The organism is Aeromonas sp. S19(2024), from assembly GCF_041402625.1.
Taxonomy (GTDB): Bacteria; Pseudomonadota; Gammaproteobacteria; order Enterobacterales; family Aeromonadaceae; genus Aeromonas; species Aeromonas caviae.
Map to the genome: position 1 here is coordinate 36,803 of NZ_JBGLQU010000012.1, position 15,701 is coordinate 52,503.

The window sequence follows — 15,701 nt, forward strand, 5'->3', positions numbered from 1 at the left end:
TCATCAGGGAAGATTAGCTGCGGGAATGCAGGCCTTTCTTCTCCAGCTGACGATAGATGATGGTCTGCTGGATGATGGAGATGACGTTGCTCACCAGCCAGTACAGGGTCAGACCTGCCGGGAACCAGAGGAACATGAAGGTGAAGATGATAGGCATGAACTGCATCACCTTCTGCTGCATCGGGTCCGTGATGGTGGTCGGGCTCATCTTCTGCAGGTACCACATGGAGGCACCCATGAGGATCGGCAGCACGAAGAAGGGGTCCTTCACCGACAGGTCGGTGATCCACAGGGCGAACGGCGCGTGACGCAGCTCAACAGACTCCATCAATGCCCAGTAGAGGGCGATGAAGATGGGCATCTGCACCAGGATGGGCAGACAGCCGCCCAGCGGGTTGACCTTCTCCTTCTTGTACAGCTCCATCATGCCCTGGGACATCTTCTGGCGATCGTCGCCGAAGCGTTCCTTGAGCGCCGCCAGCTTGGGCTGGAGCATGCGCATCTTGGCCATGGAGGTGTACTGGGCCTTGGTCAGCGGGAACATGATGCCGCGCACCAGCAGGGTCAGCATGATGATGGCCAGACCCCAGTTCTGGACGAAGCCGTGGAACACGGTCAGCAGCCAGTGCAGCGGCTGGGCGATGAACCAGAGCCAGCCGTAGTCGACGGTTAGGTCGAGGTGGTTGGCCACCTTGGCCATCTGATCCTGCAGCTTGGGACCGATCCACAGCTTGCCGCTCACCTCGGCCTGCTGGCCGGCGGCGACGTCAACCAGGGGCGCCTTGTAGCCGATGATGGCCTGGTCCTTGCCCGGGATCACGCGGCTGTAGAAGCTGTTGGTGTCCTCGGCATTCGGCGCCCAGGCGGAGACGAAGTAGTGTTGCAGCATGGCGACCCAGCCACCCTTGGTGGTCTTGTTCAGGTCGGCATCCTTCATCTCGTCGAAGGTGTACTTCTTGTAGCGGTTGTCGTCGCTGGAGAAGGCACCACCACGGTAGGCGCTGGCCACCATGGCATGGCCTTCCTGATCCTTCGGCGTGGTCATGGTCTGCTTCAGCTGACCGTAGAACTGCACCTGGACCGGCTCGGCAGACTTGTTGTCGATCTTGTAGTCGACCCCCACGGCGTAATCGCCGCGCTTGAGGACGAACTCCTTGGTGAAGACCACGCCCTTGCTGTCGGTCCAGGTCATGGGGACCACGACCTGATCCTGACCGTCGGCCAGCTGATAGCTGGTCTGGGCCACATCATAGGTGGGACGGCCCTCGGCCTGACTGTCCGGGCCATTGCGACCGACCAGGCCGCTCTGGGCGACATAGAGGTGCGCCGGCTGGCTGGTCAGCAGGGTAAACGGCTGTTCCTTGCCTTCTTCCAGCTTGTGGGCCAGCAGTTCGGCAGAGACGATGTCACCGCCCTGGGTATCCAGGGTCAACTTGAGCACGTCGGAGGAGACGGTGATCAGCTTGCGCGCGGCGTTACCATTTGCTTGCTCGGAAACCTGGGGAATATCACCGGTCTGACCGGCTTCAGGTACGAAATGTTCGGTTTGGGCCACAGTCGTCGGGGCCGGCTTCGGAGCCTTGTCGGACTCCCACTGTTGCCAGAGCAAGAAGCTCACGAACAGCAAACCGATCAGGAGTAAATTGCGTTGTGATTCCATAGTCTTCAGTTTCTTCGCTTTGGTTGCGGAACCGGGTCATAACCACCCTCGGATAAGGGATGGCATTTTAATAGACGTTTGCTGGCTAACCAAACGCCTTTTATGAAACCGTGAAGTCGGATTGCTTCTATCGCAAATTGGGAACAAGTCGGGGTGAAACGGCAGCGCGGCCCGAGCAGGGGACTAAGGATTAGCTGATACAGGCGTATCAGTTTGATGGCTACCCATTGCAACGGCGTGACAGAGTGCGCCATAGCTTTTCCAGTAACTTGAACAGCGCTTCGTTGTCCATCTCCTTCACGCCACCCTTGGCGATCACGACGATGTCGATAGCGGGCAGATTGGCTTGATTGAGGCGAAAACTTTCCCGAACCACTCGTTTTACACGGTTGCGCCAGACGGCACGCTTGAGCGCCTTTTTGGGCACGGCGAGACCAAGACGGGGGTGTTCGAGGGAATTGGGGCAAGCAAGAAGCGTAATTTGCGGAGAAGCGGCCCGGACAGGCTCGGCGAAAACGCGTTTGAAGTGTTCGGGAGTTAACAGACGTAACTCCCGAGAGAAGGCGTGCTGGGTAGGCATTAGACTACCAGGCGGGCACGACCCTTGGCACGACGAGCGGCCAGAACTTTGCGACCGTTGGCGGTAGCCATGCGGGCGCGGAAACCGTGAGAGCGCTTGCGCTTCAGGTTGGACGGTTGAAAAGTACGTTTCATGATTCGATTCCGTATTTCTGTACAGTTTTGATTGTCACACTTAGCCGACGCGCCAGCTATAGCGTGTGACGACTAGCAAAAGAGGCCGAATTCTAAACAGAGTTCGGCTTCTCGTCAATCCGCCGTTCCCTCCCGTCTCGCCCTGCTCGTCAAACAAGAGCAGGAGAAGCTGGCAGGATCCAGAGGATCAAGGGCCCCGAATTATACTGGCAACCCTGGGTTAAACAAGGATCCGCCAAGAAAAAAGGCGGCAGAGCCGCCAAAGAGAGAGCTATTTCAGCACTTTGCGCAGGAATTCCCGGGTACGGGGATCCTGCGGATCGACCAATATCTGGCTCGGCGGGCCCTGCTCCACGATCCGGCCTCCCTCCATGAAGATCACCCGATCGGCGACATCACGGGCGAACTCGATCTCGTGGGTCACCACCACCATGGTCTGGTGCTGGCGGGCGAGCTGCTTCATCAGGCCCAGCACCTCGTCGACCCATTCGGGATCCAGGGCCGAGGTGGGCTCGTCGAACAGGATCACCTTGGAGTGGGCCGCCATGGCACGGCCGATGCCGACCCGCTGCTGCTGGCCGCCGGAGAGGGAGGCCGGGTAGGCATCCTGCTTCTCGGCGAGGCCTATGTCCTTGAGGATGCCCAGGGCCGTGGCACGAGCCTCCGCCTTCGGCTGTTTCCAGACGGTGATGAGCCCCTCGGCGATGTTGTCCAGTGCCGTCTTGTTGGCGAACAGGGCATAGTTCTGGAACACGAAGGAGGCGCGCTTGCGCAGCTCGATGGCCTGCTGATCGCTGGCCCTGGCCAGATCCAGCTGCAGATCATCGATGGCGAGCCGGCCGGCGTCCGGGGTCTCCAGCAGGTTCAGGCAGCGCAGCAGGGTCGACTTGCCGGTGCCGGAGGGACCGATGATGACGACGATTTCCCCCTTTTTCACCTCAAGATCGATGCCGTTGAGCACCTGATTTCCGTCATAGGCCTTGGAAAGACCCGTTAGCTTGATCATGACAGGTCTCCTTTAATAGGCGCGGTTCAGGCGCACTTCCAGCAGGTGCTGCAAGCGGGTGAAGAAGATGACGACGACCCAGTAGACCAGGGCTACCGCCATGAAGCTCTCGAAGAACTTGAAGGAGGAGGCCGCTTCCATCTGGGCTTTGCCCATGATCTCCGCCACTCCCAGGGTAAACGCCAGGGAGGTGCTCTTGATCATGTCGATGAAGTAGTTCATCAGGGACGGCGTCGCGATGCGGGCGGCCTGGGGCAGGATGATCCGCTGCATCGCCTGCAGCCGGCTCATGCCGATGCTGAGGGCGGCCTCCATCTGGCTCTTGTGGATGCCGAGGATGGCGGCCCGGATCGACTCGGCCATGTAGGCGGCAAAGTGCAGGGTCAGGCCTATGATGGCGGCGGTGAAGGCATCCATCCCCACGAAGATGGGGAAGAGCTGCGGCAGTCCGTAGTAGAGCAGGAACAGCTGGACGAGCAGCGGGGTACCCCGGAAGAACGAGATATACAGCATCGCCAGCCAGTGAATTGCGGGAACGCGAAAGACCCGTACTATCGCCAGGATCAGCGACAGTACGAGTGCCAATACGAATCCCCACAGGGCCATTTCCATCGTGGTGCCCAGGTATTTGAGCAGGATGGGGAACAGCCCTAGTGTGTACTCGAGATCAAATTCCATCATTTATTTGCTGGTGATGTCCGCAGAGAACCATTTTTCCGAGATCTTGGTCAGGGAGCCGTCTTTGCGCATGGCGGTCAGGGCCTCGTCGACCTTCTTCAGCAGTGCCTGCTTCTCCGGAGTCTTCAGGAAGGGCAGGGCGTTCTCGATGGTCTCGAACGGTGCGCCAGCCTGTTGCAGCGGCAGCTTGGATTCCTTGATCAGCTGGGCGGTGGAGACGCGGTCCATCACGAAGGCATCGATGCGACCCAGGGCGACGTCCTGCTCGAAGGCGGAGTCATAGGTGCGGATGTCGATCTTCTTGTTCGGGTCGTTCTTGCGCAGCAGCTCTTCGAAGTTGGAGCCCAGGTTCACCGCAACGGTCTTGCCTTCCAGATCCTTGAGACCTTGGATGCTGTTGTTGCCCTTGCGCACCACGATCTGTGCGCCGTCATAGACGTAGGGCTGGGAGAAGTCGTACTTGGCCTTGCGCTCGTCGGTGATGGTGATCTGGTTGGAGATGGTATCGACGCGGCCGGTTTCCAGCATGCCGAACAGGCCGGAGAAGCTGGCGGTCACGAACTCGACCTTGTAGCCGGTGCGCTCACCGATCTGGTTCCACATGTCCACCTCGAAGCCTTGCAGCTTGTCCTGCTTGACGAAGGTGAACGGGAAATACTTGCCGGACATGCCGACCTTGATGGTTTCCTGGGCGATGGCTTGACCGGACAGGCTGGCCAGCAGAATGGCGGCGCCGGAAATCAGTTTGATGGTGGATTTCATGGGGATTCCTCTCTCTGTAGTGCTGTATTTTTAGTTGTAATCACGGGACGGCGCTGATGTTATTGGAATAAAATATAAAAAATAAATGATATTTGGTTATATAAAATAACTGTGGTCGCAGAGTTCCATTCTGTCCACATCGCCGGTTGGCGGCTGTGGGTAACTTTGGGGATGAAATGAGATCCTGGGGCGTTGGATCCTTGAAAGTCAAGGATCTTATTTGCTGGATCCGTGCGGCGGCAACTGGAGATCCGGCCACTAAAAACGTAGAATAGCCGGTCTTTACTTAATCAATTGACGGGAGTCTAGAGTGACTGCTTCGCTATGGCAGCAGTGCCTTAACCGGCTGCAAGATGAGTTGCCCTCGGCAGAATTCAGCATGTGGATCCGGCCGCTTCAAGCGGAGTTGAGTGACAATACTCTGACCCTGTATGCACCGAACCGCTTCGTTCTGGACTGGGTACGCGACAAGTACCTGCTCCGGGTCAACGGCATCATCAACGAGCTGTGCGGAGCCGATGCTCCCACCCTGCGTTTTGACATCGGCAATCGCCCCCATCCCATCGCGGTCGCCAGGGCGCCGGCCCGCGGTGTCGATCCTGTGAATAACTCTCCCAAGAGCTGGGAGAACAAGGCCGAAGCCAAGCCCGAGCCGAATCACAAGAGCAACACCAACGTGAACTACACCTTCGAGAATTTCGTCGAGGGTAAGTCCAACCAGTTGGCCCGTGCGGCTGCCCGTCAGGTAGCAGACAATCCGGGTGGCGCCTACAACCCGCTGTTCCTCTACGGTGGCACCGGTCTGGGCAAGACCCACCTGCTGCACGCCGTTGGCAATGCCATCAAGGATCGCAAGAAAGACGCCAAGGTCATCTACATGCACTCCGAGCGGTTCGTGCAGGACATGGTGAAGGCGCTGCAGAATAACGCCATTGAAGAGTTCAAGCGTTATTACCGTAGCGTCGATGCCCTGCTCATCGATGACATCCAGTTCTTCGCGAACAAGGAGCGCTCCCAGGAGGAGTTCTTCCACACCTTCAACGCCCTGCTCGAAGGCAACCAGCAGATCATCCTGACCTCGGATCGCTATCCGAAGGAGATCAACGGGGTGGAGGATCGTCTCAAGTCCCGCTTCGGCTGGGGTCTGACGGTGGCGATCGAGCCGCCCGAGCTGGAGACCCGGGTTGCGATCCTGATGCGCAAGGCGGACGAGAACCAGATCCACCTGCCAGACGAAGTGGCCTTCTTCATCGCCAAGCGGCTTCGCTCCAACGTCCGTGAACTGGAAGGTGCCCTCAACCGGGTGATCGCCAACGCCAACTTCACCGGCCGCGCCATCAACATCGACTTCGTGCGCGAGGCGCTGCGCGATCTCCTGGCGTTGCAGGAGAAGCTGGTCACCATCGACAATATCCAGAAGACGGTGGCGGAGTACTACAAGATCAAGCTGGCGGATCTGCTCTCCAAGCGCCGCTCCCGTTCCGTTGCCCGCCCGCGCCAGCTGGCGATGGCGCTGGCCAAGGAGCTGACGAACCACAGCTTGCCTGAGATAGGGGATGCCTTTGGTGGCCGTGACCACACCACGGTTCTTCATGCCTGCCGCAAGATCGAGCAGCTGAAGGAAGAGAGTCACGACATCAAGGAAGACTATTCCAACCTGATCCGTACCCTTTCTTCCTGATAACGGAACGGAGTGCACAGATGCAGATTGCATGTTCCAGCCTGATCCGAATCCTTTCCTCCCAATAACAACGGAGAGCACAGATGCAGCTCGAAATTAGCCGTGAGGCCCTGTTACGTCCCCTGCAACTGGTGTCCGGTGCCCTGGGTGGCCGGCCGACCCTGCCCATCCTCGGCAACGTCCTGCTCGATGTCAGCAATGGCCTGCTGTCGCTGACCGGGACCGATCTCGAGGTGGAGATGATCGGACAGGTCTATCTCAACAGCGACAGCCAGGATGGCCGCACCACAGTGCCGGCGCGCAAGCTGCTGGACATCTGTCGCGGTCTGCCGGAAGGGGCGGAGATCCGCCTCAGTACCGAGGGAGAGCGCCTCATCATCCGTTCCGGCCGCTCCCGCTTCAACCTGTCGACCCTGCCGGCGACCGAATATCCGAACATCGAGGATTGGGAATCCGTGCTCGAGTTCGACATCAGCCAGCTGGAGCTGAAAAAACTCATCGACGCGACCCAGTTCTCCATGGCGAGCCAGGACGTGCGCTATTACCTGAACGGCATGCTGTTCGAGAGCGAAGGCCACGGCTTGCGTACCGTGGCGACGGACGGTCACCGGCTGGCCACCTGCCGCCGCGAGGTGGTGGGGGAATCGCTGCCCGATCATCAGGTCATCCTGCCCCGCAAGGGGGTGCTGGAGCTGGTGCGCCTGCTGGAAGCGGAAGACAAGCCGGTGCGGCTGCAAGTGGGCCGCAGCAACCTGCGCGCCGCCCTGGATGGCTTTATCTTCACCTCCAAGCTGGTGGATGGCCGTTTCCCGGACTGGCGCCGCGTCATCCCGAGAGGGAGCGACAAGGCCCTGATCGCCGGTCGCGAGGATCTGCGCCAGGCCTTTGCCCGTGCCGCCATCCTCTCCAACGAGAAATTCCGTGGGGTGCGTCTCAATCTGCAGGAAAACCTGCTGCGCATCACCGCCAACAACCCGGAACAGGAAGAAGCCGAAGAGCTGCTTGACGTACAATACGCCGCTGGCGAGATGGAGATCGGCTTCAACGTCTCCTATGTGCTGGACGTGTTGAATACGTTAAAATGTGACCAAATCCGGATCAGCCTGAGCGATTCCATCAGCAGCGCCATTATTGAGGATTTTGAGAACCAAGATGCCCAGTACGTGGTGATGCCGATGCGGATCTAGTCGTGTCCCTGGTCAAACTCCAGCTCAGCGACTTTCGCAACATCCAGCACGCCAGTCTCGCGCTGTCTCCCGGCCTCAATATCCTGGTCGGGAGCAACGGCAGCGGCAAGACCAGCGTGCTGGAAGCCATTCATTATCTTGGTCTCGGCCGCTCGTTTCGTACCCATTTGACCGGGCGGGTCATCCGCCAGGGCGAGCGGGCTTTTACCCTGTTTGCCCAGTGCGAGCTGGAGGGGCGTCAGGTGCCCATCGGGCTTGCCAAGGACAAGGGGGGCGAAACCCAGCTCAAGATCGCCGGTGCCCAGGCCCAGCGTCTGGCCGATCTGGCGGAGCTGTTGCCGGTACAGTTGATCCACCCCGATGGTTTCAGCCTGCTGACCGGTGGGCCCCAGGCTCGCCGGGCCTGGCTCGACTGGGGTGTTTTCCATCAGGAGCCGACCTTCTTCTCCCTCTGGGGGCGGGTGCGTCGGCTGTTGAAGCAGCGCAATGCCTTGCTGCGCCAGAGCACCCAGTATCGTCAACTGGCATTCTGGGATCAGGAGCTGGTGCGACTGGGTGGCGAGCTGGCGGGGTTTCGCGCCAGTTATTGTCAGGCCATTACACCCCTGATCAAGGAGATGACGGCAGATTTTCTGCCGGAGTTCGATATCAGTCTTGGATTCTATCGAGGCTGGGAAAAAGACACTCCCCTCGATGCATTGCTGGAGGCGGGGTTCGAACGGGATCGTTCGCTGGGGTACACTGGGGTCGGTCCGCAGAAGGCGGACGTGCGGCTCAAGGCGAACGGCGTGCCCGCGCAGGATATTTTGTCCAGGGGTCAGCTGAAGTTGCTGGTCTGTGCCATGCGGCTGGCCCAAGGGCTCTATTTGAATCAACATAGCAGCCGCGGCTGTATTTTTTTAATTGATGATTTTGCCTCTGAACTGGATGTCGACAAACGTCGTCTGCTGGCCGCAAGGCTGAAGCAGTGCGCGTCCCAGGTGTTCATCACCGCCATCGATACCGGTCAGCTCGCAGACATGATGGATGCGAGTGACTGCAAGCTGTTCCACGTGGAACAAGGCAAGATCTCCGAAACGTTAGAGAAGGCAGAGAGTAAGCTATGAGTGAAAATACTTACGACTCCTCGAATATCAAGGTGCTCAAGGGCCTGGATGCGGTCCGCAAGCGCCCGGGGATGTATATCGGCGATACGGACGATGGATCGGGCCTGCACCACATGGTGTTCGAGGTCGTCGACAACTCCATCGACGAGGCTCTGGCTGGCTACTGCTCCGATATCCAGGTCAAGATCCATTCCGACGGCTCCGTCTCCGTGCGCGACAACGGTCGCGGCATTCCGGTGGACATCCACCCGGAAGAGGGCCGCTCCGCCGCCGAAGTCATCATGACCGTGCTGCACGCCGGCGGCAAATTCGATGACAACTCCTACAAGGTGTCCGGCGGTCTGCACGGTGTGGGCGTCTCCGTGGTGAACGCGCTTTCCGACAAGCTGCTGCTGACCATCCGCCGCAACGGTCATGTCTACGAGCAGACCTATCACTTGGGCGAGCCGCAGGCACCCCTCAAGCAGATTGGTGACAGCACCGGCACCGGGACCGAAGTTCGCTTCTGGCCGAGCCCGACCATCTTCAGCGACACCCTGTTCCACTACGAGATCCTGGCCAAGCGTCTGCGCGAGCTATCCTTCCTCAACTCCGGCGTCTCCATCCGTCTGATGGACGAGCGTGACGGCCGCGAGGCGCACTTCTGCTACGAAGGGGGCATCAAGGCCTTCGTCGAGTACCTGAACCAGAACAAGACCCCGATTCACCCCAAGGTGTTCCACTTCACCACCGAGCAGGACGGCATCGGTGTCGAAGTCGCCATGCAGTGGAACGACGCCTATCAGGAAGGGGTCTACTGCTTCACCAACAACATTCCGCAGCGGGATGGTGGCACCCACCTGGTGGGCTTCCGTACCGCGTTGACCCGGACGCTGAACAACTACATGGACAAGGAGGACTACAGCAAGAAGGCCAAGTCCGCCGCCAGTGGTGACGATGTCCGTGAAGGTCTGATTGCCGTTATCTCCGTCAAGGTGCCTGACCCTAAGTTCTCCTCCCAGACCAAGGACAAGCTGGTCTCGTCCGAGGTGAAGACCGCCGTGGAACAGGCGATGGGCGAGAAGCTGGCAGACTTCCTGCTGGAGAACCCGGGCGACGCCAAGATCGTGGTCAACAAGATCATCGATGCGGCCCGTGCCCGCGAAGCGGCCCGCAAGGCCCGCGAACTGACTCGCCGCAAGGGCGCGCTGGATATCGCCGGTCTGCCCGGCAAGCTGGCGGACTGTCAGGAGAAAGACCCGGCGCTCTCCGAACTCTACATCGTGGAAGGGGACTCTGCTGGCGGCTCCGCCAAGCAGGGTCGCAACCGGAAGAACCAGGCTATCCTGCCCCTCAAGGGCAAGATCCTGAACGTGGAGAAGGCCCGTTTCGACAAGATGATCTCCTCCCAGGAGGTGGGTACCCTGATCACCGCTCTGGGCTGTGGCATCGGTCGTGACGAGTACAACCCGGACAAGCTGCGCTATCACAACATCATCATCATGACGGATGCGGACGTCGATGGTGCGCACATCCGTACCCTGCTGCTGACTTTTTTCTATCGTCAGATGCCGGAAATCATCGAGCGTGGCTATGTCTTCATCGCCCAGCCGCCGCTCTACAAGGTGAAGAAGGGTAAGCAGGAGCAGTACCTGAAAGACGAAGACGCATTGTTGCAGTACCAGACCGCCATGGCGCTGGACGGTGCGACCCTGCACGTCAACGAGTCTGCCCCGGCCATCGGTGGCGAGGCGCTGGAGCGTCTGGTCAACCAGCATCGCGCCGTGACTCACCTGATCACCCGCATGTCCCGTCGCGCCCCGGAAGCCGTGCTGACCCAGCTGATCTATCAGCCTGAGTTGAACGAAACCCTGCTGGCCAGCGAGAGCGATCTGCTGGCATGGTGCCAGAGCATGGAGGCCGTGCTCAACGAGAGCAACCACGGCATCCAGTACCAGATGCAGGTACGCCGCGACGAGGAGCGCAGCCTGTTCGTGCCCCACGCCGTGGTACGCCAGCACGGGGTCGACCGCGAATACCCGCTCAGCTATGACTTCCTGCAATCCTCCGAGTACCGTCAGCTGGTCTCCCTGGGCAAGGAGATCGCCAACCTGATCGAGGAAGGCGGTTACATCAAGCGTGGCGAGAAGGTGAAGCCGGTCGCCAGCTTCGTCGAAGCGGTCGAATGGCTGATGGGCGAAGGCAAGCGTGGCATCTACATCCAGCGCTATAAAGGGCTGGGGGAGATGAACCCGGAGCAGCTGTGGGAAACCACCATGGATCCGGAAGCCCGTCGCATGCTGCGTGTCACCATCGACGACGCGGTCGGTGCCGACCAGCTCTTCTCCACCCTGATGGGTGATGCAGTAGAGCCCCGTCGCGACTTCATCGAGACCAACGCCCTGCGGGTTGCCAACCTCGACGTCTAATCAGACGGTCCGACAACCATCAAAAGCCGCTCCTCGTGAGCGGCTTTTTGTTTTCTGGGGCAAGGAAGAGGGCGCGTTCCACGTGAAACATGTGGGACCTAGACTCTGTCACCACGAAAGGTGCGGCGCCACTCCCGCGGCGACACCCCGAAGCGGGCGCGAAAGTGCTTGCGCAATATGGTGGCAGACCCGAGCCCCACCAGTTCGGCGATGCGTTCCACGGTGTGGGAGCTGGACTCCAGCAGCGTCTGGCTGCGGCGCAGGCGCTCCGCCATCAGCCACTCCCCGAGGGAGAGACCGGTGGCGAGCTGGAAGCGGCGGCTAAAGGTGCGTCGGCTCATCATGCAATGTTCCGCCAGGCTGTCCAGGGTGTGGGGCGCGGCCAGGTGCAGGCGCAGGTGATCGAACAGCTGGTTGATCCTGGCATCCCGGGTGGTGGCGGGTACCGGCTGCTCGATGAACTGGGCCTGGCCACCCTCCCGGTGGGGAGGCACCACCAGCCGCCTGGCCAGCTTGTTGGCAATCTGGCTGCCGTGATGCTGGCGAACCAGATAGAGGCAGCAGTCCAGGCTGGCGGCGGTGCCAGCCGAGGTGATGAGCCCGTCGTCGTCGACGTAGAGGGCATTGGTATCGAGCCGCACCCGGGGGAAGCGCTGGACGAACTCCTGTTCAAATTCCCAATGGGTGGCGGCACCGCGCCCGTCCAGCAGGCCGGCATAGGCCAGCACATAGGTGCCGAGACAGAGCCCCACGATCTGGGCTCCCCTGATCCGGGCGGCAACCAGGGCATCGAGCAAGGGTTGGGCGGGGCGCTCGGCCGGATCGCGCCAGAAGGGGATGATGATGATATCCGCCTCCAGCAGGCCCTCCAGGCCATAGTCGGCCTCCATGCGAAAGCCCTGGGAGGAGGCGGGTTGCCGCGTGTCATCCCCGGCGCAGAGTCTCAGCTCGAACAACGACTGGCCCGGCATCATCTTGTCGCCAAAGATGAGGCAGGGCACCGAGCAGTGAAAGGGGCTGAAGCGATCGAAGGTGATGACGGCGACGATAAGGGGACGGGGCATGGTGGCAGACTCCTTTGCACTCGGATCCCCATCATACGGGGCAGCAACAGAAAGCCGAAGAGCCATGTGGTGCCCGGCCTCTCGCTCAGAGCACCATGGTGTCGCCATCCTCGGGCACCCGTACCCGGGCGGCCATCCCCTGGCTGTCCAGGTAGTCGCGCAGCTCCCGCCGGGACAGCAGGGCATGATTGACCGCCTCCATGTGGCTGGCGATCAGGGTGGCCTGCGGGGCGGCCTGATAGACGGCGGCCACATCCTCCTTGCCCATGATGATGGCGCCCAGACCCGTCACCTGGGCATCGCCGCAGTTGAGGACGACGACCTCGGGTTGGTGCCGGTGCAGCGCTTGTTCAACCTGGGCATTCCAGACGGTGTCGCCGGCCAGATAGAGGGTCTTTTCGGCGGGATGGGAGAAGACCACTCCGCTGACCTCGCCAAGGCGATCCCCCAGCAGGGCCATGATGGTATCGCTGCCGTGCCGGCCTTCCGTCTGTTGCAGGCGAATGCCAGCGAACTCGCCGACCTCACCCAGCAGGCGCACATCCTCGAAGCCGCATCCCCTCATGGTGTCGGCATCTTTCTGATGCTGCACGAACAGGGGAAGGTGCCTGGGGATCTTCGTTTTCACGACATCGTCCCAGTGATCCAGATGGTCATGGGTGACAATCACCGCATCCACCTCCAGCAGGGTCGCCATGGGCAGCGGCAGCTCGACCAGGGGGTTGCGAAGATGGCTGTTGGCCATGCCTTCGAAGCCGGGGTAGCTCCCCTTGGGGGCCAGCATGGGGTCGATGAGGAAGCGGGTTCCTGCGTAGTGGATGAGCAGGGTGGCGTTGCGAACCTGGGTAATCTTCATGGCGTGCTCCGGTTTCTCGTTGGGGACACGGCCAGTATGGAGGGGTGAGGGACGGATCATGAGTGGCCCTCAGGCCTATTATCGATCTAATCGGGCCATTCTTGATGGCCTGCATTTCTTTTGTTTTTACCCCTTGAAAGCCAAATGCTGGCCCCTATATAGATAACAAGGCCGGAACGCTCGACAGAGGTTTCGACCAGGCGCCCGTCCATCAGGAGGGCAAACAATCCGTTATCGCTCACAAGAGGGTAATACTATGCGTTCTATCGACTTTTCTCCGCTCTATCGTTCTGCCATCGGTTTCGATCGTCTGGCCACTCTCATCGAATCTGCCGCCAGCAATGGCAATGCCGGATATCCCCCCTACAACATCGAGCAGCTGGGTGACAGCGACTACCGCATCAGCATGGCGGTGGCGGGCTTTACCCAGGAAGAGCTGGAGCTGAGCTTCCAGGAAAATCTGCTGACGGTGAAGGGCAGCAAGCAGGCCGACACCGAGCGCAACTACCTCTATCAGGGGATCGCCGAACGCGGTTTCGAGCGCCGCTTCCAGCTGGCCGACTACGTGCGGGTGAAGGGGGCCGACCTCAAGAACGGTCTGCTGCACATCGACCTGGTGCGCGAAGTGCCCGAGGCGATGAAGCCCCGCAAGATCGAGATCAACGGCTGACAGCCTGACCTCGTCGCATTGCTGATGTTTCCCGGGTGCCGATGGCGGGCCCGTGGAGAGTAAACCCTGTTGCTTTATAGAAGGATAGGATCATGCGTAACCTCGATTTTTCTCATCTCTATTCCAATGCCGTCGGCTTCGAGCGGATGGCCCGCGAGCTGGAAGGCCTGTTCGATCAGAAGACCTCGGCCTACCCCCCGTACAACATCGAAAAGCGGGATCACGACAGCTACCTCATCACGGTTGCCGTGGCCGGTTTCGATCGCAATGAGCTGGAGCTGGAGACCGAAAACGGTACCCTCAAGGTGAAGGGGCGCAAGGTCGCCACCATGGGCGAGCGCCAATTCCTCCATCAGGGGATCGCCGAGCGGGACTTCGAGCTCGCCTTCAAGCTGAGCCAGCACGTGGAAGTGCAGGGGGCCAGGCTGGAGCACGGTCTGCTGACCATAGAGCTGGCCCGGGAGCTGCCGGAAGCGCTCAAGCCTCGCGCCATCCCCATCGGCAAACCCGATCAGCTGGCACTGCCCGGTTAAACAACATCGCTGACCACCTGATAGAAAAGAGGCCTGCATCTGCAGGCCTCTTTTTTTCATGCCGAAGGGGGAATCAACCGGCGTAGAGGGCGTTGATCTCGTCGGCCAGGATGGCGATGCCGCGACGCACCAGATCTTCGCTCTGGGCATAGTTGAGGCGGATGCACTCCTGGCTGTGGCGCCACTCGGGGTCGTCGATGCCGGGGAAGAAGTAGTGGCCGGGCACGATCAGCAGGTTCTTCGCCTTCAGTCGCTCATACAGCTCCTGGCAGTGGATCGGCAGGTCTTCGAACCAGAGCCAGAGGAAGAGGGCACCCTCCGGCTTGTGGATGTGGAAGCGCGGGTCCGGAATGGCCTCGCGCAGCAGCTGGACCGCGAAGGTGGCTTTGTGCTGGTAGAAGGGTTTCACCACCTGTTCGCTCAGGGTGATGATGTCTCCGCTCTCGATCATCGGAATGGTGATGGCCGGACCCAGGCTGCCCGGTGCCAGATTGATGATGCCGCTCAGGTTGGTGATGGCCCGGATGATCTTCTCGTCGGCGATGACGATGCCGCAACGGGTGCCCGGCAGGCCGAGCTTGGAGAGGCTCATGCAGAGGATGGTGTTGGCGTTCCAGAACGGCTTGGCGTCGCTGAAGATGATGCCGGGGAAGGGCACGCCGTAGGCATTGTCGATGAGGAGCGGGATCCCCTTGTCACGGGCGATCTGATCGAGGTGTTCGATCTCCTCGTCGGTGAGCACGTTGCCGGTGGGGTTGGTCGGCCGGGAGACACAGATCACCCCGATGTCGTCGCCCACCTGCAGGCTCTCGAAATCCACGTGGTATTTGAACTGGCCGTCGGGCAGCTTCTCGATGGTGGGCTTGTAGGCGACGAAATGATCGTCCGAGAGGGCCGAGTCGGCATAGCCGATGTATTCGGGGGCCAGGGGGAACAGCACCTTCTTCTTGCGACCGTCGGCGAATTCGCCGGCCAGCAGGTTGAACAGATAGAAGAAGGCGTTCTGGCTGCCGTTGGTCAGGGCGATGTTGCGGGCGGAGATCTCCCAGCCCAGCTCCTTGCTGAGCAGGGCGGCCAGCGCCCTGGTGAACCTGTCCTTGCCCTGGGGGCCATCGTAGTTGGCCATGGCCTTGATCAGTTCGCCGTTGTCGAGCAGGGTATTGGCCTCGGCCTGAAAGCGTTCCAGCATGGCGGGGATGGGGGCCGGATTGCCGCCTCCCAGCATGATGGCGTCGGGATTCAGCAGCCCTTGATTGAGGTCGTCCATGAGTTGGGTAATACCGGCGTGGCGAGTGAACTTCTCGCCGAACAAGGAGAATTCCATTCGGTGGCAAATCCAGAGTCAGTTAAGGGGGGAGCTAGCACCATAGCTCACT

At 60.4% G+C, this 15,701-nt stretch carries 16 protein-coding genes; 6 read left to right on the forward strand and 10 right to left on the reverse strand.

Going from position 1 to position 15,701, the window contains the following annotated elements:
* Positions 1–13: 13 nt before the first annotated feature.
* From yidC to ACB037_RS18360, 7 genes are all read right to left on the reverse strand, one after another.
* Complete coding sequence (gene yidC / locus ACB037_RS18330; protein WP_042079069.1) at positions 14–1,660, reverse strand: membrane protein insertase YidC; 1,647 nt, start codon at positions 1,658–1,660, stop codon at positions 14–16.
* A gap of 5 nt (positions 1,661–1,665) precedes the next feature.
* A complete protein-coding gene (gene yidD / locus ACB037_RS18335) occupies positions 1,666–1,914 on the reverse strand; it encodes a membrane protein insertion efficiency factor YidD (RefSeq protein WP_084203073.1) in 249 nt (82 codons plus the stop codon).
* Entirely contained in the window at positions 1,881–2,240 is a 360-nt protein-coding gene (rnpA, locus tag ACB037_RS18340) for a ribonuclease P protein component (RefSeq protein WP_371175697.1), read from the reverse strand. The genes yidD and rnpA overlap by 34 nt, the downstream gene beginning before the upstream one ends.
* Complete coding sequence (rpmH, locus tag ACB037_RS18345) at positions 2,240–2,374, reverse strand: 50S ribosomal protein L34 (RefSeq protein WP_005307156.1); 135 nt, start codon at positions 2,372–2,374, stop codon at positions 2,240–2,242. The genes rnpA and rpmH overlap by 1 nt, the downstream gene beginning before the upstream one ends.
* A gap of 271 nt (positions 2,375–2,645) precedes the next feature.
* Positions 2,646–3,380, reverse strand: a complete 735-nt coding sequence (locus ACB037_RS18350; protein ID WP_042079068.1) for an amino acid ABC transporter ATP-binding protein — start codon at positions 3,378–3,380, stop codon at positions 2,646–2,648.
* A gap of 12 nt (positions 3,381–3,392) precedes the next feature.
* A complete protein-coding gene (locus ACB037_RS18355; RefSeq protein ID WP_082030189.1) occupies positions 3,393–4,061 on the reverse strand; it encodes an amino acid ABC transporter permease in 669 nt (222 codons plus the stop codon).
* Entirely contained in the window at positions 4,062–4,820 is a 759-nt protein-coding gene (locus ACB037_RS18360) for an amino acid ABC transporter substrate-binding protein (protein ID WP_042079067.1), read from the reverse strand. It abuts the gene before it with no gap.
* A 310-nt stretch (positions 4,821–5,130) separates the two neighbouring features.
* Between ACB037_RS18360 and dnaA the strand changes: the two genes are divergently transcribed.
* The 4 genes from dnaA to gyrB all read left to right on the forward strand — a co-directional run bounded on the left by dnaA (position 5,131) and on the right by gyrB (position 11,202).
* A complete protein-coding gene (gene dnaA / locus ACB037_RS18365) occupies positions 5,131–6,501 on the forward strand; it encodes a chromosomal replication initiator protein DnaA (RefSeq protein ID WP_371175698.1) in 1,371 nt (456 codons plus the stop codon).
* 83 nt (positions 6,502–6,584) lie between these two features.
* Positions 6,585–7,688: a DNA polymerase III subunit beta gene (gene dnaN / locus ACB037_RS18370; RefSeq protein WP_039040646.1), complete on the forward strand. Its 1,104-nt coding sequence runs from the start codon at positions 6,585–6,587 to the stop codon at positions 7,686–7,688.
* Positions 7,689–7,690: 2 nt separating this feature from the next.
* Positions 7,691–8,794, forward strand: coding sequence for a DNA replication/repair protein RecF (gene recF, locus ACB037_RS18375; protein ID WP_010672287.1), 1,104 nt, complete (start codon positions 7,691–7,693; stop codon positions 8,792–8,794).
* On the forward strand, positions 8,791–11,202 hold the full coding sequence (gene gyrB, locus ACB037_RS18380) for a DNA topoisomerase (ATP-hydrolyzing) subunit B (RefSeq protein WP_052814513.1): 2,412 nt from the start codon (positions 8,791–8,793) through the stop codon (positions 11,200–11,202). The genes recF and gyrB overlap by 4 nt, the downstream gene beginning before the upstream one ends.
* 98 nt (positions 11,203–11,300) lie before the next feature.
* On the opposite strand, the gene ACB037_RS18385 is transcribed toward gyrB, so the two are convergent.
* Complete coding sequence (locus ACB037_RS18385) at positions 11,301–12,266, reverse strand: GlxA family transcriptional regulator (RefSeq protein ID WP_041214184.1); 966 nt, start codon at positions 12,264–12,266, stop codon at positions 11,301–11,303.
* Positions 12,267–12,351: 85 nt separating this feature from the next.
* Positions 12,352–13,122, reverse strand: a complete 771-nt coding sequence (locus ACB037_RS18390) for an MBL fold metallo-hydrolase (protein ID WP_371175699.1) — start codon at positions 13,120–13,122, stop codon at positions 12,352–12,354.
* Between the two features lie 256 nt (positions 13,123–13,378).
* Here ACB037_RS18390 and ACB037_RS18395 point away from each other — a divergent pair, with 256 nt between their 5' ends.
* Positions 13,379–13,792, forward strand: coding sequence for an Hsp20 family protein (locus ACB037_RS18395; RefSeq protein WP_010672291.1), 414 nt, complete (start codon positions 13,379–13,381; stop codon positions 13,790–13,792).
* A 92-nt stretch (positions 13,793–13,884) separates the two neighbouring features.
* Positions 13,885–14,325, forward strand: coding sequence for an Hsp20 family protein (locus ACB037_RS18400; protein WP_010672292.1), 441 nt, complete (start codon positions 13,885–13,887; stop codon positions 14,323–14,325).
* A gap of 73 nt (positions 14,326–14,398) precedes the next feature.
* On the opposite strand, the gene ACB037_RS18405 is transcribed toward ACB037_RS18400, so the two are convergent.
* Complete coding sequence (locus ACB037_RS18405; protein WP_109113150.1) at positions 14,399–15,649, reverse strand: valine--pyruvate transaminase; 1,251 nt, start codon at positions 15,647–15,649, stop codon at positions 14,399–14,401.
* Between the last annotated feature and the right edge of the window lie 52 nt (positions 15,650–15,701).